We start from the raw sequence: 19,266 nt of genomic DNA, 5'->3' as shown, positions 1-19,266 counted from the left end.
CGGTCCGGGGAGAGGACGCGCGCCGCGGCGTCATCGGGATTTCATCGGCCTTCCCCAGCATGGCCGGGCGCGGACGAGGAGGCCGGTGGCCGAGGCCCCGGACGGGGAGCGAGGCACGCCCGGCACACCACGGGGATCGTCGCCCGGCGCGTCCCGCCCCGTACGGCACGAAGGCCCACGAGGAGGCACTCTGTGACAAGGACAGCGAACCGCGGACGGCTGACGGTGACGTGGCTGGTCGCCGCGGCCGCCCTGGCCCTGGCCGGGCCGGCCGGTCCGGCCCGGGCCGCCGACGGCGCCGCGCCCCCGCCGATGACGGACGGATTCGGCCTGACCCAGGCCGGCCCGACCGTGGGCGGGCCCACCGACTTCACCCTCACGGTGACCACACCCGAGGTCGCGGGCAAGCACCACATCAAGATCATCCTGCCGAGCGGCTACTACGCCGACCCGGGCCGGCGCTACCCGGTGCTGTACTTCCTGCACGGCTCGCCCGACGACCCGGCGCAGCAGAACTACCCGGCGCTGCGGGCGTCCGACTCGATGATCACCGTCATCCCGGACGGCGGCGCCCGGGGCTGGTACGCCAACTGGCTCGACCAGAAGACCCGGCTCGGCGCCCAGAACTGGGAGAACTTCCACCTCAAGCAGGTGATCCCGTTCATCGACGCCAACCTGCGCACCGTTGCCACCAGGAAGGCCAGGGCCGTCGCCGGTGTCTCCATGGGCGGTTTCGGCGCCCTGCACTACGCCCAGGTCCGTCCCGACCTGTTCAGCCAGACCGCGTCCCTGTCCGGGGACATCGATCTGTCGGCCAGGTCCATGGACCTGCGGCTGGCCGTCGTCGCCTCCGTCACCGACGCGCTCGGCGCGGTCTGCGGTTCGTCCTCCGGAGTCTGCGACCCCGCCAACTCCCCTTACCAGCCCGGTGTGGACAGCGACGCGCTGTTCGGCTCCCCCTATCCGGTGTTCAACGCCGACCGGCGGTGGAACGAGGTCGACCCGGCGGCGCACATGGACAAGCTCGCCGGAGTCGGCGTCTCCGTCTACGTGGGCAACGGCGGCGGCTCGCCCGTCGACCCGGAGTTCTGGCTCGAAGGCGCGGCCGGGCACGTCAAGGACAGCATGGACAAACTGGGCATGCCGTACCACTACGTCGACTACGGCGACGGTTCCGGCTGGGGCGCCCAGTGCAACGGCGGCCACAACGCGGGCTGTTGGGAACAAGACCTGCGGGACCTGATCCCCAGGCTGGAGCGGGCCTTCGCTTCCTGACGGGCAGGGCGGGGCGCGGGGCGCTGTGGGCCGGCACCGCGGTCGTGCCGGCCTGCTGCCCGGCCGCGCAGCGACGGCTCAGACAGGGGCAAGCCCGCGCGGTGCGTGCGGCAGGTGCTTCTCGAAGGGCAGCGGGCCGATGGTCTCGGGGTCGGCCTCGGTGTCGAACAGCGGGGTGTAGCCCGTGCGCAGGTACAGGCCGCGGGCCTCGGGCTGGCGCGGGCCGGTGGTCAGGTAGACCCGCCGGTAGCCGCGGGCGGCGGCCTCGTGCTCCAGCTCGGCGACGACGCGCCGGGCCAGGCCGCGCCGCCGGTGGGCGGAGTGGGTCCAGATCCGCTTCAGCTCGGCGGTGCCCGCGTCGTACCGGCGGAAGGCGCCGCCCGCGACCGGCTCGTCGTGTTCGAGGAGCAGGAGCAGCACGCCGCCGTGCGGGGCGGTGAACTCCTCGTCGGGATAGCGGGCGAGTTCGGCGTGGGCGTCCTTGCCGTAGCGGGCGCAGTACTCGTCGCCGAGTTCGCGCAGCAGGGGTCTCACCCGTGGGTCGGACACGGGCACCCGTACGACGGCCGGTTCGCCCGCGGCCGGGCGCGGCCGCGCGAGCGAGGTCACGCGGTCACCGCCGCGAGGTCCGCGGTGCCGCGCGCCGCGCGCTCGGCGTCGCGCTTGGCGACCTCCTCGCGGACGACGGGGATCACGTGCCGGCCGAAGTCGATGGCGTCGCCCAGCAGGTCGTAGCCGCGGGCGGAGAGAATGTCGACACCGAGGTCGTAGTAGTCGAGGAGGGCCCGGGCCACCGTCTCCGGGGTGCCGACGAGGGCGTTGGAGTTGCCGGCGCCGCCGGTCGCGGCGGCGGTCGGGGTCCACAGCGCGCGGTCGTAGCGCTCCCCCGCCTCGGCGATGGCGAGCAGCCGCTGCGAGCCGGTGTTCTGCGGCCGGTCGTGCCCGCTGTGGCGCCGGGTGACCGCTTCGCCGCGCTCCCTGCGGGCCTTGATCGCGCCGACCGTACGGTGGGCCTTCTCCCAGGCCAGTTCCTCGGTGGGGGCGATGATCGGGCGGAACGCGACCTGGATGCGGGGCACGTCGGTGCGGCCCGCGGCCTTCGCGGCGGCCTTCACGTTCTCGATCTGCTCGGCGGTCTTCGCGAGGGGTTCGCCCCACAGGCAGTAGATGTCGGCCTCGGCGCCTCCCGCGGCGTACGCGGCGGGCGAGGAGCCGCCGAACGACACGTTCGGGCGGGGCTGCTGGACCGGGAAGACGTCGCTGACGAAGTCGTGGAAGCGGTAGTGCTCGCCCTCGTGGTCGAAGGGCTCGTGGGTGGTCCAGATCTTCTTGACGACGCGGATGTACTCGCGGGTGCGGGCGTAGCGCTCGTCCTTGGTGAGGGTGTCGCCCTCGCGGCCCTGTTCGTGGTCGCTGCCGCCGGTGATGAAGTGCACGGTCAGCCGGCCCTCGCTGATCTGGTCGAGGGTGGCGAAGGTCTTGGCGGCGAAGGTCGGGTAGGAGACGTTGGGCCGGTGGGCGAGCAGGATCTGGAGGCGGTCCAGCCGGCTCGCGATGTAGGCGGCGGCCGGCGCGGGGTCCGGCGAGCCGGAGCCGTAGGCGAACAGCACCCGGTCCCAGCCGTGCTCCTCGTGCGCCCGGGCGAGCCGCAGCGTGTAGTCCTTGTCGAAGGCGGCGCCGGAGCGCGGGGTGGTCTCGGAGCCGTCGTGGGTGGCGGCGATGCCAAGGAACTCAACCGGCATGGGAGATGGCCTTTCCTCAAGTTCTCCGGGGCCGTGCCGTGGTCGGCGCGCGGGCACGGCCGGGCGGCCCTCGCGCGGCCGGCGGCGGCGCTTCGGGCGTGCTGGCGTGGGAGGTGCTGGCGGACGAAGGGTGAGCGGGTGCGGCGGCGTCCGGGCGCGGGCCTCGGACGGAACCGGGCGGCGACCAGCGTGCGCGGGTTTGGCGACGTTCGCGGGGACGTCCGGGGGCGGCTTCAGCGTCGCGGGAGCGGCCGCGAGACAAAGCGCGGGGGAAGGGGCGAGCCGGTCGGCCGGCTCACTGCCGGGTCAGGCGGGACACGCCGCGGACCACACCCGACCGAAGTCGATGTGGTCCCGGGTGACCAAGCGCTGATCGGCGTTCATGCGATCAATTGAGCACCACATCGCGGCCGTCGTCAACCATGGTTCGGATGGCGGACCGACCGGGCCGGTCGGGCGACGGGCGACGCCGCCGGACGGGTGATACCAAACCCCCTCCGCCCGTGTGTCACTCCCCCGGCGGCGTCGCGTCACCCGAGTGCGTTCACCCGATGGCCGGGTATGGCGGCCGCCCGAGAGGGTGTGCGCCGGGGGACGAATCTCCCGGAAGTTCACCCAGAAGGAGAAACGCATGCGCGCATTCGACGGGCGGGGCCTGCGCAGGCCCCTGCTGGCCATGGCGGCGGCCGTGGTCGCCGGCACCGTGCTGACCGGCTACGGCACCGCACCCGGCGCCGCGGCGCTCGTTCCGGCCGCCTTCGTCACCGGCGGCGGCACCGCGGGCGGTGACACCTCCCACGGCAACGTGCCCTGCGGAATGCCGCCCGTCGCCCTCGACCGCACCACGCAGTCCTTCCTCGACCAGCTCGCCGCGCAGGACGGCAAGCCGCTGTTCGAGCAGACGCCCGCGCAGGCCCGCGCGGCCCTCGACAAGCTCCAGGCCGGGCCCGTGCCCAAGCTGCCCGCGGACATCACCCACCGGACGATCAAGGGCGGCCCCACCGGGCAGGTCTCCCTGCGTATCGTGCGTCCGGCCGGCGTCAAGGGCACCCTGCCCGGCCTCGTCTTCCTCCACGGCGGCGGCTGGGTCCTGGGCAACGAGACGACGCACGACCGGCTGGTGCGGCAGCTCGCCGACGGGGCCCGCGCGGCGGTCGTCTTCGTCGACTACACGCCCTCCCCCGAGGCACGCTTCCCGGTCGCCGTCGAGCAGGCGTACACCGCCGCGAAGTGGGTCGCCGAGCACGGCGCCGAGATCGGCGTGGACGGCAGGCGCCTGGCCGTCGGGGGCGACTCCGTCGGCGGCGACATGACGGCCGCGGTCACCATGATGGCCAAGCAGCGCGGCGGCCCCACCTTCCGCGAGCAGGTCCTGCTCTACCCCGTCACCGACGCGGACTTCGACACCGCCTCCTACCGGCGGTTCTCGGAGAACTGCTGGCTGACCCGGGCCAACATGAAGTGGTTCTGGGACAAGTACGCGCCCGCCGCCGCCGACCGCGAGAAGCCGCTCGCCTCGCCCAACAAGGCCACCACCGCGCAGCTGCGCGGCCTGCCCCCGGCGCTCGTCGTCACCGACTCCGACGTCCTGCTCGACGGGGCCAAGACCTACATCGGCAAGCTCCGCGCCGCCGGCGTCGAGGTCCAGCACCTGCACTACGCGCAGACCGTGCACGACTTCATGATGCTCGACGCCCTGCGCGACACCTGGTCGGCCAAGGACGCCGTGGCCAGGACCACCGCCGCCCTGCGTCAGGCCCTCTACGGCTGACGGACGGCGCCGCGGCCGGCCGGGGAAACGTTCCCGCGTCCTCGGCCGACTGCGGTTCGCGAGGGCGGCGCCGACGATGGAGGCGCGATCGCGCCCCGGAGGGGGACAGCACCGGCCACGGCCGCCGAGGCCGCTCGGCAGGCACCGACGTACCCGATGACAGGGAGCGAACATGACCGAGGTTCCGCCGCCGCTCACCCCGTACCTCGAACCCGCCGCGAAGGAGCTGGCCGAGGCGACCGACCCGCATCCGCGGATCTACGAGGTCCCCCCGGAGCAGGGCCGCGACATCCTGCTCGGGCTCCAGAGCGACGCGAGCGTGCCCCGCCCGGACGTCGACGAGGAGTGGGTCGACGTGGACGCCGGCGAGTGGGGCACGGTTCGCACCCGCGTCATCCGGCCCAAGGGGGCCGAGGGGCCGCTGCCGGTGGTGTTCTACATCCACGGCGCCGGCTGGGTCTTCGGCGACGACAGGACCCACGACCGCCTCTTCCGCGAACTCACGGTCGGCGCGGGCGCGGCGGGCGTCTTCCCCGTCTACGACCGGGCGCCGGAGGCGAAGTACCCCACCCAGGTCGAGCAGAACTACGCGGTGGGCCGCTGGGTCGCCGAGCACGGCGCGGAGCACGGCCTGGACGCCTCGCGCGTCGCGGTGACCGGCGAGTCCGTGGGCGGCTGCATGGCGACGGTGTTCGCGCTGATGAACAAGGAGCGCGGCGGACTCGGCCTGAAGGCGCAGGTGCTGCTCTACCCGGTCGCCGACGCCGACTTCGGCACCCCCTCCTACGTCCAGTTCGCCGAGGGCTACTACCTCACCCGCGACGGCATGCGGTGGTTCTGGGACCAGTACGCGGCGCCGGGCCGGCGCACCGAGGTGTACGCCGCCCCGCTCCGGGCCTCCCTGGACCAGCTGCGCGGCCTGCCCACCACGCTGGTCGTCACCGACGAGGCCGACGTGCTGCGCGACGAGGGCGAGCGGTACGCCGCCCGGCTGCGCGAGGCCGGGGTGGACGTGACGGCCGTGCGGGTGGCCGGGATGGTGCACGACTTCCTGCTGCTGGACAGCCTGCGCGACACCCGCGCCGCCAACGTCGCCCGCCGGCTCGCGATCGACGCCCTGCGGACGGCGCTGCACGACGACTGAGGCGGACGGCGCGGCACGACGGCCGGGACGGACAGCCCTGCGCGACGGCCGGGACGGACGGCGCGGCCCGATCGGGCCGCGCCGCCGGTCACCGGCCGGGGGTCAGGTCGTGCCGTACGGGTCCGAGCACGCGCCGCACATGGCCGTTGGTGAAGACGCCCTCCGGGTCGAGCCGCGCGCGGACGGCCTGGAACCGTTCCCAGGCGGGGTAGCGGGCGGCGAGGCCGGCCGCCTCCATCAGGTGCCGTTTCCCCCAGTGCGGCCGGCCCTCGTGGGCCAGCGCCACGTCCTGGACGGCCCGGAAGTACGGCTCCCAGGCCATGCCCCGGTACATGTGGACGGCGAGGTAGGCGGTCTCCCTGCCGTAGGCGGGGCTGAGGTGGGACAGTTCGTCCGGCGCCGCGAACCGCACCTCGACCGGGAAGCCGACGGCGAGGCGGTCGCGGTCGACGACCCGCAGGATCTCCTGGAGCGCGGGGGCGCACGCGGCGCGCGGCAGCGCCCACTCCATCTCCGTGAACCGCACCGACCGTCTGCTGGCGAACACCCGGTGGCTCAGGTCGACGTACGCGGAGGGTGTGATCAGCCGGGTGAGGGCCCGGTTCAGGCGCGGGATCAGGGACGGGAAACGGCGCCCCGCCCGGCACGCCGCCGCCAGGACGCCGTTCTCCACGAACCCGGTGGCGACCTGGGCGAGGCGGTGCGGTGGGCGGAGCGGCTCGTCGGTGCGGTTGTTCGTCTTCACCAGGGCGGCGCCGGCGTGCGGGAACACGAAGAACTCGAAGTGGTCGTTGCCGTCGACCAGTTCGTCCAGGCGCGCGAGGACCTCGGCGAGCGGCATGGGCCCGGCCTCGGCGCGCAGCGCGAAGGCGGGCACGACGCGCAGCGTGCAGCTCGTGATGACGCCGAGCGCGCCGAGGCTCACCCGGGCGGCGCGCAGGGTCTCGGGGTCCTCGTCCGTGCACCTGAGCGTGGTGCCGTCGGCCAGTACGAGGTCGAGGGCCTGGACGCAGGCGGACAGGTTTCCCAGTGCGCGGCCCGTTCCGTGGGTGGCGGTGGACAGGGCGCCCGCGACGCTCTGCCGGTCGATGTCGCCGAGGTTGGGCAGGGCGAGTCCGTGCTGGGCGAGCTGGAGGTTGAGATCGGCCAGGGTGGTTCCCGCACCGACGTCGACCAGTCCCTCGTCGGCGTCGACATGGCGCAGGCCGCTCATCCGGTCGAGGCCGAGGAGGACGCCGTCGGTGCGGACCAGGTCGCCGAAGGAATGGCCGGCGCCGGCGACGCGGACGGTCTGCCCCGCCTCGGCGGCGCGCCTGGTCGCCTCCGCGACCTCGGCCGCCGATCGGGGCCGCGGCATCCGGGCGGGGGTGAAGGTTTCGTCGCCGGCCCAGTTGGTCCAGGCGCCACGCGCTGCTCGGTTCATCGTGCTCCCCTCGCCTCGTGGCCGTAGACCTATGGTCGCCGCCGACCGGGCGGGGGGCGCAACCGCAACCGCGGCCGCGGCGGGTCGCGGGCCGCAACCGGTCCGCTCAGCGCGTGGCGGCGTCGAGCGCGGTGGGCAGCCAGGCGCGGTAGCGGCGCAGGGCCCGTCGCTGGTGGCGCTGCTCGCAGAGCAGGGCGCGCGCCGGGCGGGTGCGGGGTCTGGGGTCGTCGCCGTCGGCGAGGCGGCGCATCTGGTGGCGGACCAGTGCCATGCTCGCGGCGGCGGCGAGGGCCTTGTCGGACCAGGTCACCGGGCGCAGCTGCCGGTCGGCCTCGCGGCCCGCGCGCCAGCGGGCGGGCAGGTCGGGGGTGACGGCGAGGGCGGTGCCCATGCCGATGAGCGCGACGCCGCTGTCGAGGACGGTCTCGGCGGTCTCGCGCCGGGTGATGCCGCCGGTGAGCATGAGCGGGAGGGGGCTGGCCTCGACCAGGTCCTTGGCCAGGTCGAGGAAGTACGCCTCGCGGGCCTGGGTGCGGGCGTCGGCGGGGCGGCCGGTCATCGCCGGGCTCTCGTAGCTGCCGCCGGACAGTTCGACCAGGTCGACGCCGAGCGGTGCGAGCATCTCGATCACCTGGCGGGCGTCCTCGGCGCCGAAGCCGCCGCGCTGGAAGTCGGCGGAGTTGATCTTCACGGCGACCGCGAACGACGGGGAGACGGCGGCGCGGACGGCGCGGACGGTGTCGAGCAGCATCCGGGCCCGGTTCTCCAGCGGTCCGCCCCACTGGTCGGTGCGCTGGTTGACCAGCGGGGACAGGAACTGGGACAGCAGGTAGCCGTGTGCCGCGTGGACCTCCACGCCGTCGAAGCCCGCCTCTTCGGCGCGCCGGGCGGTGGTGGCGAACCGGGCGACGGTGGTCTCGATCTGGTCGGGGGTCATGGCGGTGGGCCGGCCGAAGCGGCCGCTGTGCCGGCCGAGGTCGACGCCGACGTCGGAGGGGCCCCACACCACGCCGGGCATGCCGGAGGCCACCTGGCGGCCGGGGTGGTTGATCTGCATCCAGATGGCCCCGCCGCCGGACTTGCCGGCCTCGGCCCACGCGCGGAACGGTTCCAGCGGCACGGCGGCGTCGAGCACGACCCCGCCGGGGCCGGTCAGCGCCTCGGCGTGCACCATGACGTTGCCGGTGATCAGCAGTCCGGTGCCGCCGGCGGCCCAGCGCCGGTACAGCGTGAGCAGCTCCTGGTCGGGCAGCTGGCCGTCGCCCGCCATGTTCTCCTCCATGGCCGCCTTCGCGATCCGGTTGGGCAGTACCGATCCGGAGCGCAGGGGCAGCGGCGCGAACAGCTCGCTGATCATGGGAGTTTCCCTTTCGTCGCGTTCATCGCGTAGAATGTATGCACCGTCTACATTAGGCCAGCGATGTAAGCGCTGCCAACATGAGGGAGTGTGACCTGTGCCGCAGGCCAGTGCGTATCACCACGGCGATCTGCGCGCCGCCTGTCTGCGGGCCGCGCGGGAGCTGCTGGAGGAGGACGGCAGCGCCGGGCTGTCGCTGCGGGCGGTGGCGCGACGGGCCGGCGTGTCGCCGACGGCGCCCTACCGCCACTACGCGGACCGTGACGCGCTGGTGTCCGCCGTCGCCGCGCAGGGCTACGAGGAACTCGCCGGATACCTGGCCGCCGCGCACCCGTCGCCCGCGAGCGCCGGTGACCTCGCCGCGGTCGCCGTCGCCTACGTCCGCTTCGCGCTGGACCACCCGGCGCTGTTCCGGGTGATGTTCGCCGAGCCCTGCGACCAGACCAGCGAGGAGCGGGTCGCCGCGACCGCCGCCATCCGGGAGTACGTCCGCGGCGTCGTCCACCGCGCCTTCCCCGGCGTCGATCCGGAGGCGCTGTCGACCACGGTGTGGGCCCTCGTCCACGGCCTGGCCTTCCTGCACCTCGACGGCAAGCTGGACGCCTCCACGCCCGAGGTGGTCGACGCCCAGGTCCGCGCCGCCGTCCAGGCGCTGTTCACCGCCTCCGCGACCGTCGCGCGCGCGGCGGCGTCCTCCGGACCGGCGACGGCATAGCAGACGGCCGCCCCGCCCCCCGGTTCCGTACGCCGGGGGGGCGGGGCGCTCACTCCGGGTACGGGCCTTCAGCCGTTCACCCGCCCGGCCGGTCACTCCCTCGCCCAGGGCGCCGACACGGCCCGGGACGGGGAAGCGTCTCAGGCCGAGCGGTCGATCTCCTCGGCCAGCACGGGGTGGGCGAAGGGGAGGCCGGCCGTGTAACGGGCGAGTTCGTCCGCCGCGGCGCCGGCCATCCGGTGCAGTTCGCCGCCCAGCGAGCCGGCGATGTGCGGGGTGATCAGGACGTTGGGCAGGTCGTACAGCGGCGAGTCGGACGGCAGGACCTCGGGGACGGTGACGTCGAGGACCGCGTTCAGCCGCCCCGTGGTCACCTCCGCGACCAGCGCGTCCTGGTCGAGGAGGGACCCGCGGGAGGTGTTGACCAGGGTCGCCCCGTCCCGCATCAGGGCGAGCCGCCGCCGGTCCAGCAGGTGGCGCGTGGCAGGGAGTTCGGGGGCGTGGACGCTCACCACGTCACTCGCGGCGCACAACTCGTCCAGCTCCACCGGGCGGGCGCCGAGGTCACGCGCCTCCCGCGGGTCCACATAGGGGTCGTGGAGCAGCAGGCGCAGGTCGTGCGGGCGCAGCAGTTCCAGGACGCGGCGGCCGATGCGGGAGGCACCGACGACGCCGACCGTGCGCCGGTAGTTCCCGGCGTGCGGGTAGGCGGCCTGCCAGTCGTACGCGCCGCGGCGGGCGCGGTAGTCCTCCCGGATGCGCAGCAGTTCCTTGTTGGCCAGGAGGATCACGGCCACGGTGTACTCGGCGACGGGCAGGGCATTGGCCCAGGCCGCCGAGGTGACCTGGATGCCGCGCCGCCAGCAGGCGTCGGTGATGTGGTGCTTGACCGATCCGGCGGCGTGGATGACGGCGCGCAGCGCGGGCGCCCGGGCGAGCACGTCCTCGTCCAGCGGCGGGCAGCCCCAGCTGCTGACGATGACCTCGGTCTCGCGCAGCGCCTCGACGGCCCGCGGGTCGGTGAAGTCGTCCACGACGAGGGCCGGGTCGAGGTCGGCGAGCGTGGTGAGCCGGTCCAGGGTGGCGGGGTCGATCAGCCGTGCGGCGAGGTCGGCGTGCATGGCCAGCAGGGTGCGCGGTCGGCGACGCGCGGAGGCGGGCGGCGCCGGGGCCGGCTGCGCGGTGGGGGTGGTCGGGGGGTTGGACACTCGGTTCTCCGGTGCGGGTGCGGCGGGGGCGGAGGTCACTTGACGCTCCCGGCGGTGAGGCCGGCCTTCCAGTGGCGTTGCAGCGCGACGAAGGCGACGACCAGCGGGACGATGCCGAGCAGGGAGCCGGTGACGACCAGCGGGTAGTACTCGGGGAAGGCGTGGGTCTGGGTGTTCCAGCTGTACAGGCCGAGGCTGAGCGGGAAGAGCCGGTTGTCGGACAGCATCACCAGCGGGAGGAAGAAATTGTTCCAGATGGCGGTGAACTGGAAGAGGAACACGGTGACGAAGCCGGGCATGACCATCGGCAGGCCCACCGACCAGAAGGTGCGCAGTTCGCCGGCGCCGTCCATGCGGGCGGCCTCCAGCACCTCGCCCGGCACGTACCCGGCGCAGAAGACCCGCGCCAGATAGACCCCGAACGGGTTGACCAGGCTGGGCACGAAGACGGCCCAGAAGGTGTTGACGACGCCCAGCTTCGAGGCCAGCAGGTACATCGGCAGGGCGAGCGCGGTGGTGGGCACCAGCACGCCGAGCAGCACCAGTCCGAACAGCTTCTCCTTGCCGGGGAAGGCGTAGACGTGGAAGGCGTATCCGGCGCAGACGCACACCAGCGCGCACAGGACGGCGCCGATCCCGGCGTAGAGCAGGGAGTTGGCGTACCAGCGCAGATAGATGCCGTCGCCGGCCGTGAACAGAGCGTGCAGGTTGGCGCCGAGGTGCCAGGTGGCGGGGGTCAGGGCACGGCCGCCGAGCAGGTCGCCGGTGTTCTTGGCGGCGGCGGTCAGCAGCCAGCCCAGCGGCAGCAGGGTGTAGGCGGTGGCCAGCACCAGGGCGCCGTTGACGGCGGCCCTCGACAGCGACCGGGGGCGGTCCGCGGCGCGGCGGGCGCCGGGCCGCGCGGTGGCGGTGCTCATACGGCGCGCTCCGTTCCGTGCGGGGGCCGGCTTCCGCCGCGGCCGCGGGTGGCGCGGGTGACGGCGAAGGAGAGCCCGGCGGCGGCCAGCGCGAGCAGCACCGAGGAGGCGGCGGCGAGTCCGTAGTCGTGCCGCTCGAAGGCCGCGGTGTAGGCGTACATGTTGGGGGACCAGGCGGAGGTGACGCTGGGCGTGGTGCCGTGCAGGATCATCGGCTCGGTGAACAGCTGGAGGGAGCCGATGACGGTGAACAGGCCCACGACCGCGAGCGAGGAGCGGATTAGCGGGAGCTTGATGCTGAGCGCGGTGCGCAGCGGTCCGGCGCCGTCCACGACGGCGGCCTCCAGCACCTCGCGCGGGACGGCCTGGAGCGCGGCGAAGAAGATCACCATGTTGTAGCCGGTCCACTCCCACACCGCCATGTTGACCACGGCCGCCAGCGGATGGCCCAGCAGGTCGGCCTGGGCGCCCAGCGCGTCCAGGGCGCCGATCACCGGGCTGATGCCGGGCGTGTAGAGGTAGACCCAGATCAGGGCGGCGATGGTGCCGGGCACCGCGTGCGGCAGGAACAGCGCGAGCTGGAAGAAGCGGCGGGCCCGGACCAGGGCGGAGTCCAGCAGCAGGGCCAGCACCAGGGCGAGGCCCGTCATGAGCGGGATGTAGAGCAGGCAGTACTCGGCGAGGTTGACGAAGCCGCCGCGGAAGGCGGCGTCGCCCAGCGCCCTGGTGTAGTTGCCGAGGCCGGTGAAGACGGTCTCGCCGCCGCCGAAGCCGAGGCCGGAGCGGTGCTCGGCGTAGAGGCTGAGGTAGAGGGCGTAGCCGATCGGCACCAGCGTGGCGCCGGTGAACAGGACGAAGAACGGCGTGAGCAGCACGGCCGGCGCCCCGTGCCGCCGCCGTCGTCGGGGGGCGGCGGCGGTACGGGAGGGTGCGGCGTCCGCCGGGCGGGCGGCCGTGGGTGCGGTCGGGGTCACCGGGCGGAGACCTTCAGGCCGCGGTTCTTCAGCTCGGCGACGGTGTCCTTCTGCGCGGCGGCGAGCGCCTGCGAGATCGTGCCGGAGTGGTCGGCGAGCTTGCCGAAGGAGTCCTTGAGGGTGGTGTTGGTGACGCCCATCGCCGGGCCCCAGGTCCACTTCTGCCCGATGGTCGCCGCGGCGCCCTCGTAGACGGCGTAGACGTCCTGGCCGCCGTAGAACTCGGCCTTGAACGCCTTGGCGGCGACCGGCACCAGGTCGGGGTCGGCCGGGTAGGTGGAGGAGTCGCCGGAGGAGATCCGGGCCTGGATGCCCTCGGCGGTGGTGGTGGCCCAGGCGGCGAACTCGACGGCGGCCTTGACCTTGTCGCTGTCCTTGGAGACGGCGAAGGTGCTGCCGCCGAGCATGCCACTGGCGGCGCCGTTCCAGGCGGGCAGCGGGGCGACGGCCCACTTCCCGGCCTGTTCCTCGGGCAGGGTGCCCTTGAGCACGCCGCCGCCCCAGGACGCGCCCAGGTAGCCGGCGGTCCCGCCCTTTTGCAGCGAGGCGGTCCACTGCTGGCTGAACGACGGCTCGACCCGGACCAGGTCGTCGTCGATCATCTTCTGCCAGTAGTCGGCGGCCTTGTTCGTCTCGGCGCCGGTCAGGCCCACCTGCCAGGTGTCGCCCGAGGTGCCGAACCACTGGGCGCCGGCCTGCCAGGCCATCGCCTCGAAGGTGGTCGGGTCGTCGGGGAAGAAGGTGGCGATCCGGCTGCCGGGCTGGGCCTGCTTCAGCTTGACGGCGTCGGCGCGGAACTCCGCCCAGGTGGTGGGGGCCGCCGTGATGCCGGCCTTGGCGAACAGGTCCTTGCGGTAGTAGAAGACCTGCGGCGCGGCGTCCAGCGGCAGCGCGTAGGTCGCACCGCCCAGGGTGGTCAACTGGACCGCCTGCGGCAGGTACTTGGCCTTGAGGCCGGCGTCGACGTACTCGCTGATGTCCGCCACGGCGCCCTGGCTGACGAAGTCCGGCAGCTGCGGGTACTCGACGTTGAACACGTCGGGCGCGTTGCCCGCCTTGGCCGCGTTGGACAGCTTGGCGTACCCGCCGGCCGCGCCGGAGGGTATCTCCTCGTAGCGGACGCGCACGTCCTTGTGGGAGGCGTTGAAGGCGTCCACCACTTGCTTCGTGCCCTTGGCCCAGCCCCAGAAGGTGATGTCGACGGGCTTGTCCGGGCCCGCCGACGCGTCCTTGCCGTCGCCGCCGCAGCCGGCGAGGAGGGTGGCGGACAGGGCGGCGGCGGTGAGCGCGGCGGCGGCGCGCAAGGGGGTGCGACTACGGGCGGGGGCAGCGGACATGGCTCGGCTCCTGGAGAACGGGACGGTCGGGTGTGCCCGGTGAGGCGCCGGCGAGGAGGCCGGCCGGACGCCGGGGCCGCGGGACTCCGGCTGGCCCACATCTTGGGAGCACCACAGGTCGAAGTCAACACTCTTGGATCGAACGATCGAATCCGATCACATCAGCGGCCCCGCATGTGCCGCAAATGCTGTACTGGGTCGCCCTTCCGGCTTCGCGCTCCGGATCGTTCGATCGATCGCATTGACGAACGATCTGGTGACTTCTAGATTCGGGATCCCGGAGCAAAGGAGCCGCCCGCCATGCCGCGCATCCCCGTCCCGCCCGAGGACCGCTCGCTCAGTCCGTACACCGGCTGGGGGCGGGCCCACTGGGAGGCCGCCGCGGACGGGCTGCTGACCGCGGCGCTGCGGCACGCCGGCCCGCGGCACGCCCTGCTCTCCCTGCCCGGCCCGCGCCCGAGCTGGTCCGGCCCCCGCTCCGACGGTCTGGAGGGCTACGCCCGTACGTTCCTGATGGCGGCCTTCCGGGTCGCGGGCGCCCGCGGACAGGACCCGCTGGGCCTGCTCGACCGGTACGCGCAGGGGCTGGAGGCCGGCACCCGCTCCCCCACGACGGTGCGCGAGGTGACCGCCGGCGACCCGTTCTCCTGGCCGGCCGTCACCGACCGCGGCCAGGCCATCGTGGAGGCGGCCTCCATCGCGCTCGCCCTGCGTCTGACCCGGCCCTGGCTGTGGGACCGCCTCCCTGGGCACACCCGGGAGCGGGCCGCCGACTGGCTCGCCGGCGCGCTGCGCCACACCCCCGTCGACAACAACTGGTGGCTGTTCCAGGTCGCCGTCGGCGGCTTCCTCGCCGAGACGGGCCACCATGTGCGGGCCGCCGAGGAGGCGGTGCGCCGGGGGCTGGACAGGATCGAGCGGTGGTACGTCGGCGGCGGCTGGTACACCGACGGCCGCCCACGCGCCTTCGACCACTACAACGGCTGGGCCTTCCACCTCTACCCGGTTCTGCACGCCCACCTGGCCGGCGACCGGCAGGCGCTGGAGCGCTACGGCACCCGTCTGGCGGAGTACCTGGAGCTGTTCGCGCGCACCTTCGGCGGCGACGGCGCGCCGCTGCACCAGGGGCGTTCGCTGACCTACCGGTTCGCCGCGGCCGCCGCGCTGTGGGCCGGCGCGCTCAGCGGCCACAGCCCGCTCGCCCCGGGCGCCACCCGGCGGCTGGCCTCCGGCGCCCTGCGCTACTTCCTGGACCGCGAGGAGGTGTGCGCCGACGGCCTGCTCACGCTCGGCTGGTTCGGCCCCTGCCCGCCGATGGTGCAGGGGTACTCGGGGCCCGCCTCGCCCTACTGGGCCAGCAAGGGCTTCCTCGGGCTGCTGCTGCCGGCCGGGCATCCGGTGTGGACCGCGCCGGAGGAGGCCGCGCCGGTCGAACGGGGCGACGCCGTGCGCCCGGCGGCCGGTCCCGGCTGGCTGGTGCAGTCCACGGCGGCGGACGGGCTCGTCCGCGTCCACAACCACGGCAGCGACGACCAGCCGGCGGACGAGGTCCTGCCGGACGACCCGCTGTACGCGCGCCTGGCGTACTCCACCGCCACCGCGCCGGTCTTCGCGGCGCACTCCGACGACGCGACGGACGCGGCGGACGCGGCGGAATCGGCGGACGCCGACGACACGGCGGACGTGGCGGACAATCACTTCGCGTTGCTGGTCGACGGCGGGGCGAGCGAGCGCGGCCGGATCACGCCGCTGGGCACGGGGGCGGACTGGGCGGCCTCGGCCCACCGGCCCCGCGCCGACGGCGCCGAACTGCCCGGCGTCCGCGTCACCTCGCTGGTGTGCGCCGCCGGCGCGCTGGAGGTCCACGCGCACCTGGTCACGGGCGCCGCCGTGGGCACCCCGGTGCGGCACACCGGGTGGGCCGTGGCCGGCGCCGCGGTGGAGACCGCGGTGACCGGCGCCCGGGCGCGGGCGCTGGTCGCCGGACGTCCGCTGGTCTCCGAGGCGGTCGCGCTGCACGGCTTCACCGGCGCGACGGCCGTGACGCCGAGGGCGGGCACCGCGTTCGGGCCCGCGGTGGCGGTCCCCGCGCTGACCGGCACGGTCACGGCGGCGGAGTGCCTGTTCGTCTCGCTGCTGCGGCTGAGCGGCGCCGGTGACGCCGGTGACGCCGAACGGCCCGCCGTCCGCGTGACGGCACACCGCTCGGCGCAGGGGCACCGGCTGCTCGTCCACTGGCCCGACGGCAGCCGCTGCGAGGCCGTCGTCCGCGCGGGCGCGGTGGCCGTCACGTCGAGCGGCGGCTGACGGCGCGTCCGGCGTCCCGGCCGGGGCGCCGGCACGTCCAGTGCTCCGGCCGGGGTGGCTCACAGGCCGGGGCCGTCGTCCGCCCCGCGGTTCGGCTTGGCGGTGGCGGAGACCGGGGCGCCCCAGTAGTCGCGGCCGCCGTTGTCCGCGACGACGCCGCCGTTGCCCAGCGCGGGCGAGCCCGCCCTGAGCCGGTAGCCGTCCGCGGAGCCGAGGGTGTCGCCGCCCGTTCCCGGGGCCACGAACAGCGGGTCGCCCACGATGCCGTTGGCGGTGGGCCGCGGCACGCCCTGGAAGACGTTCCACTGCCAGGAGACGCCCGGCCCGGTGGGCAGCCGGGAGTCCTCGCGGCCCACCCAGACGTTGTTCTCCATCAGACTGTCGGCGGGCACGCTGACATCGAGTTTCCGGCCGGGGCAGTGGACGACGTTGTCGTAGAAGCGCAGGGCGGAGCGCCCGCCGCCGGCGCCGACCATCCGGCAGTCGTTCTGGGAGATGTTGTAGCGCACCACCTCGGTGGCCCCGCCGACGGTGCCGCAGCCGTCGCAGTCGAGGAAGAGTCCGCCCGCGTTGTCCCGGCTGAAGTTGTACTGCACCGTGCAGGTGCCGGTGTTGCCCCAGTCGCAGTCGAACGCCTCGCTGTCGTAGGCGGACATGACGCTGCCGTACACGACGTTCTTCTGGATGACCGCGTCGTGGTCGCCGAGCACCCAGATCCCGGCGAAGTTGCCGCCGGTCCACGGGTAGGCGCCGGTGCCGAGGCCGGCCGCCGTGTTGTACTCGATCAGCGGCGACTCGGCGTAGGAGACGATGACGCCGTCCCCGCCGACCGCGCTGACGGTGTTGTGGTCGACGTGCACGTTCTGGCCCAGCCGGGTGTTGACGGTGCCGGTACGGACCTTGATCCCGCCGCCGCCGCAGTCGCTGACGCGGGTGTGGTGGACGTGGACGTCGCTGAGCAGGGAGCCGGTGCCGGACGCGCCGGTGCGGATGCAGGCGGACTGGGCGAACGCGGTCGCGTGGGCGGCCTTGTCGGTCTCGCCCGCGACCCGGTCCACGATCAGGCCGTCGATGTCGAAGCCGGAGTGCGTCCGGCCGTCGGTGGACTCGATCAGCAGTCCCTGCCGCTGGGCCACGGCGTCGGCCGGATCGGTCAGTTCGATCGCTTTGACACTCCAGTGGTCCTGATCGGTCAGCCGCAGCGCGTTCTCGGCGCCGTCCGCGTCCACGACCGGGGCGGCGCCGGCGCCGTAGGGGACGACGGAGACGGGCGCGGCGGCGGTGCCGCTGCCCTTCGGGGCGAGCGTGCCGTGGCAGGTCGTGCCGGCGGCCAGGGCCAGCGTGTCGCCGGGTCCGAACGTCAGGGCGTTGACGGAGGCCAGGTCGTTGTACGGCGCGCTCCGGGCGCCGGTGCCGTTGCGGGGCTGTGAGCAGTCCAGATGGACGGTGACGGGTGAGTCGGCGGCGGCGGCCGGTACGGCGGTGAGCGCTGCGGCCGGGGCGCCGGTGAAGGCGGTGAGCGCTACGAGAGCGGCGGCGGCCGCGGCGGTGAGCGCGGTCCTGGCTCTCCTGTAAGGGCTCATAGGGGGTCCTTCCGCGGGGGCTCGGGAGGCCAGAAGCTAGGATCGGCGCTCCCGCACGTCAACACATATGAACTATTCGATCGAATTTCGATCAGGTCAGTGTGGGACGGCGCCGCGTGATGTCCCGCCTCCCCGCCGGTCGCGTGACCCCGCAAGAGGCCCCCGGCTCGCCTGAAATCGCTTGTCTCACCAGCGAGTTCGGGACGCCGGGCGAGGGGGCCGGCCACGCGGGCCTCGGTCGGGCGAGTGCTGAGCAGTAGATCAACGACGTATCGAATGATAAACTCGTGGCGAGTCAGGCCGGCCAGGAAGGGACCGTCATGTCGATCGCGGCTGACGAGCGCAGGACGCGGATCCTCGAGATCGTGCGCAAGCTCGGCACGGTGCGGGTGACCGACCTCGCGGCCCGGCTGGACCTCCCCACGGTCACCGTGCGCCGGGACGTCGCGACCCTCGCCGAGACCGGTCTCCTGCGCCGCTCGCACGGCTCCGTCTCCCGGCCCGAGGAGGGCGCCGCCGCCCCGGCGGACGCCCGCACCATGGGCCTGATCGTGCCCACCGTGAGCCACACCGTCAGCCAGTACTTCGACGAGGTGATCGCCGGGGCGCGCGCCGCGGCCGCCGACGCCGGGGCGCACCTGGTGCTCGGCATCTCCTCCTACACCCCCGGCGCCGACCGCGCCCAGGCGGAACAACTGCTCAAGTCGGGGGCCGAGGGGCTGATGCTCACCCCCAACTGGCGCACCGGGCACGAGCCCGAGGACCGGCTCTGGCTCCGTGATCTGCCGGTGCCGACCGTCCTGGTGGAGCGCAGGGCCACGGCCGGCGACCCCGCGGCGGAACTCGACTCCGTCAGCTCCGACCACCACCACGGCGTGCTGCTCGCCCTGCGCCATCTGGCCGCGCTCGGCCATGACAGTGTCGTCCTCGCCGCCCGCTGCGACACCTGGACGGCGATGAAGGTGCGCAGCGGCTACACCGAGGCATGCCGGGCGCTGGGACTGGCGCCGCAGCCGGTGATCGACATCGAGGACCCCGCCACGGCTCCCGAGACGGTGGCCGGGCGGCTCGCCGAGGCCGCGGGCCAGGGGGTGCGGGCGGCGCTGGTGCACAACGACCAGGACGCCATCCAGCTCCCCGCGCTGCTGCGCGCCCGGGGCCTGTCCGTGCCCGAGGACCTGGCGCTGATCAGTTACGACGACGTCTTCGCGGCCCTCGGCGCACCGCCGCTGACCGCCGTGGCGCCGCCCAAGCGGGCCGTCGGCGCCGCCGCCGTCGACCTCCTGCTGCGGCGGCTGCGGCACGGGCACACCCTGCCGGTCCACCGCCTCGAACTGCTCCCCGAGCTGAAGGTGCGCGCCTCCTGCGGCGGGACGGCGTCCGCCTGAGGCGAGGTCCGCGGTCGGTGTCGCGCGCGCCGCGCGGCTCCGGGGCGACAGGCGATTTCCGGCGGACCGGCACCCGGCCGCCCCCGGCGGGTGTTGCCTCCGCGTCCGCCGATGGCCCACGCTGT

The 19,266-nt window shown here is 74.1% G+C and carries 15 protein-coding genes; 6 read left to right on the top strand and 9 right to left on the bottom strand.

The features are described from left to right. Positions 1-192 precede the first annotated feature (192 nt). Entirely contained in the window at positions 193-1,275 is a 1,083-nt protein-coding gene (locus ABEB07_RS12090; protein WP_345668326.1) for an alpha/beta hydrolase, read from the top strand. A gap of 78 nt (positions 1,276-1,353) precedes the next feature. Here the strand turns inward: ABEB07_RS12090 and ABEB07_RS12085 are convergent, their stop codons facing one another. Both ABEB07_RS12085 and ABEB07_RS12080 read right to left on the bottom strand, forming a co-directional pair. Then, entirely contained in the window at positions 1,354-1,884 is a 531-nt protein-coding gene (locus ABEB07_RS12085; RefSeq protein ID WP_345668325.1) for a GNAT family N-acetyltransferase, read from the bottom strand. Beyond that, positions 1,881-3,017: an LLM class flavin-dependent oxidoreductase gene (locus ABEB07_RS12080; protein WP_345668324.1), complete on the bottom strand. Its 1,137-nt coding sequence runs from the start codon at positions 3,015-3,017 to the stop codon at positions 1,881-1,883. The genes ABEB07_RS12085 and ABEB07_RS12080 overlap by 4 nt, the downstream gene beginning before the upstream one ends. A 631-nt stretch (positions 3,018-3,648) precedes the next feature. On the opposite strand from ABEB07_RS12080, the gene ABEB07_RS12075 reads away from it, so the two are divergent. Together ABEB07_RS12075 and ABEB07_RS12070 are read left to right on the top strand one after the other, a co-directional pair. Beyond that, a complete protein-coding gene (locus ABEB07_RS12075) occupies positions 3,649-4,788 on the top strand; it encodes an alpha/beta hydrolase (RefSeq protein WP_345668323.1) in 1,140 nt (379 codons plus the stop codon). A 172-nt stretch (positions 4,789-4,960) separates the two neighbouring features. Next, a complete protein-coding gene (locus ABEB07_RS12070) occupies positions 4,961-5,932 on the top strand; it encodes an alpha/beta hydrolase (protein WP_176147491.1) in 972 nt (323 codons plus the stop codon). Positions 5,933-6,020: 88 nt separating this feature from the next. Here ABEB07_RS12070 and ABEB07_RS12065 read toward each other — a convergent pair whose 3' ends face one another. Together ABEB07_RS12065 and ABEB07_RS12060 are read right to left on the bottom strand one after the other, a co-directional pair. Continuing rightward, positions 6,021-7,355 (bottom strand): D-arabinono-1,4-lactone oxidase, encoded by a 1,335-nt coding sequence (locus tag ABEB07_RS12065; RefSeq protein WP_345668322.1) that lies wholly within the window; start codon positions 7,353-7,355, stop codon positions 6,021-6,023. 106 nt (positions 7,356-7,461) lie between these two features. Further along, positions 7,462-8,712 carry an NADH:flavin oxidoreductase/NADH oxidase family protein gene (locus tag ABEB07_RS12060; RefSeq protein ID WP_345668321.1) on the bottom strand — a complete coding sequence of 417 codons (1,251 nt, stop codon included), beginning with the start codon at positions 8,710-8,712 and terminating at the stop codon, positions 7,462-7,464. 97 nt (positions 8,713-8,809) lie between these two features. Between ABEB07_RS12060 and ABEB07_RS12055 the strand changes: the two genes are divergently transcribed. Then, the gene (locus ABEB07_RS12055) at positions 8,810-9,427 is read left to right on the top strand and encodes a TetR/AcrR family transcriptional regulator (protein WP_345668320.1); all 618 of its coding nucleotides are present in this window, start codon (positions 8,810-8,812) and stop codon (positions 9,425-9,427) included. A 140-nt stretch (positions 9,428-9,567) separates the two neighbouring features. Here the strand turns inward: ABEB07_RS12055 and ABEB07_RS12050 are convergent, their stop codons facing one another. From ABEB07_RS12050 to ABEB07_RS12035, 4 genes are all read right to left on the bottom strand, one after another. Further along, the gene (locus ABEB07_RS12050; RefSeq protein WP_345668411.1) at positions 9,568-10,548 is read right to left on the bottom strand and encodes a hydroxyacid dehydrogenase; all 981 of its coding nucleotides are present in this window, start codon (positions 10,546-10,548) and stop codon (positions 9,568-9,570) included. A gap of 122 nt (positions 10,549-10,670) precedes the next feature. Continuing rightward, complete coding sequence (locus ABEB07_RS12045; protein WP_176147487.1) at positions 10,671-11,552, bottom strand: carbohydrate ABC transporter permease; 882 nt, start codon at positions 11,550-11,552, stop codon at positions 10,671-10,673. After that, complete coding sequence (locus tag ABEB07_RS12040; protein ID WP_176147486.1) at positions 11,549-12,526, bottom strand: carbohydrate ABC transporter permease; 978 nt, start codon at positions 12,524-12,526, stop codon at positions 11,549-11,551. Before ABEB07_RS12040 ends, ABEB07_RS12045 begins: the two co-directional genes overlap by 4 nt. After that, positions 12,523-13,863 (bottom strand): ABC transporter substrate-binding protein, encoded by a 1,341-nt coding sequence (locus ABEB07_RS12035; protein WP_345668319.1) that lies wholly within the window; start codon positions 13,861-13,863, stop codon positions 12,523-12,525. Before ABEB07_RS12035 ends, ABEB07_RS12040 begins: the two co-directional genes overlap by 4 nt. Before the next feature lie 300 nt (positions 13,864-14,163). On the opposite strand from ABEB07_RS12035, the gene ABEB07_RS12030 reads away from it, so the two are divergent. After that, on the top strand, positions 14,164-16,170 hold the full coding sequence (locus tag ABEB07_RS12030; protein WP_345668318.1) for a DUF2264 domain-containing protein: 2,007 nt from the start codon (positions 14,164-14,166) through the stop codon (positions 16,168-16,170). A 59-nt stretch (positions 16,171-16,229) separates the two neighbouring features. Here ABEB07_RS12030 and ABEB07_RS12025 read toward each other — a convergent pair whose 3' ends face one another. Beyond that, positions 16,230-17,753, bottom strand: a complete 1,524-nt coding sequence (locus ABEB07_RS12025; RefSeq protein WP_345668317.1) for a right-handed parallel beta-helix repeat-containing protein — start codon at positions 17,751-17,753, stop codon at positions 16,230-16,232. A 320-nt stretch (positions 17,754-18,073) separates the two neighbouring features. On the opposite strand from ABEB07_RS12025, the gene ABEB07_RS12020 reads away from it, so the two are divergent. Then, positions 18,074-19,141: a LacI family DNA-binding transcriptional regulator gene (locus ABEB07_RS12020; protein WP_345668316.1), complete on the top strand. Its 1,068-nt coding sequence runs from the start codon at positions 18,074-18,076 to the stop codon at positions 19,139-19,141. Positions 19,142-19,266: the final 125 nt, after the last annotated feature.

Origin of the sequence: Streptomyces similanensis, from assembly GCF_039543625.1 — a bacterium.
GTDB lineage: Bacteria > Actinomycetota > Actinomycetes > Streptomycetales > Streptomycetaceae > Streptomyces > Streptomyces similanensis.
Note: the sequence above shows the minus strand (reverse complement) of the source record. Positions and strands in the feature narration are given on the sequence as shown.

Excerpts from the sequence above, each read along its gene's own strand:
- ABEB07_RS12080 (WP_345668324.1), bottom strand. The coding sequence starts at position 3,017 with ATGCCGGTTGAGTTCCTTGGCATCGCCGCCACCCACGACGGCTCCGAG.
- ABEB07_RS12075 (WP_345668323.1), top strand. The coding sequence starts at position 3,649 with ATGCGCGCATTCGACGGGCGGGGCCTGCGCAGGCCCCTGCTGGCCATG.
- ABEB07_RS12070 (WP_176147491.1), top strand. The coding sequence starts at position 4,961 with ATGACCGAGGTTCCGCCGCCGCTCACCCCGTACCTCGAACCCGCCGCG.
- ABEB07_RS12065 (WP_345668322.1), bottom strand. The coding sequence starts at position 7,355 with ATGAACCGAGCAGCGCGTGGCGCCTGGACCAACTGGGCCGGCGACGAA.
- ABEB07_RS12060 (WP_345668321.1), bottom strand. The coding sequence starts at position 8,712 with ATGATCAGCGAGCTGTTCGCGCCGCTGCCCCTGCGCTCCGGATCGGTA.
- ABEB07_RS12050 (WP_345668411.1), bottom strand. The coding sequence starts at position 10,548 with ATGCACGCCGACCTCGCCGCACGGCTGATCGACCCCGCCACCCTGGAC.
- ABEB07_RS12045 (WP_176147487.1), bottom strand. The coding sequence starts at position 11,552 with ATGAGCACCGCCACCGCGCGGCCCGGCGCCCGCCGCGCCGCGGACCGC.
- ABEB07_RS12035 (WP_345668319.1), bottom strand. The coding sequence starts at position 13,863 with ATGTCCGCTGCCCCCGCCCGTAGTCGCACCCCCTTGCGCGCCGCCGCC.
- ABEB07_RS12030 (WP_345668318.1), top strand. The coding sequence starts at position 14,164 with ATGCCGCGCATCCCCGTCCCGCCCGAGGACCGCTCGCTCAGTCCGTAC.
- ABEB07_RS12025 (WP_345668317.1), bottom strand. The coding sequence starts at position 17,753 with ATGAGCCCTTACAGGAGAGCCAGGACCGCGCTCACCGCCGCGGCCGCC.
- ABEB07_RS12020 (WP_345668316.1), top strand. The coding sequence starts at position 18,074 with ATGTCGATCGCGGCTGACGAGCGCAGGACGCGGATCCTCGAGATCGTG.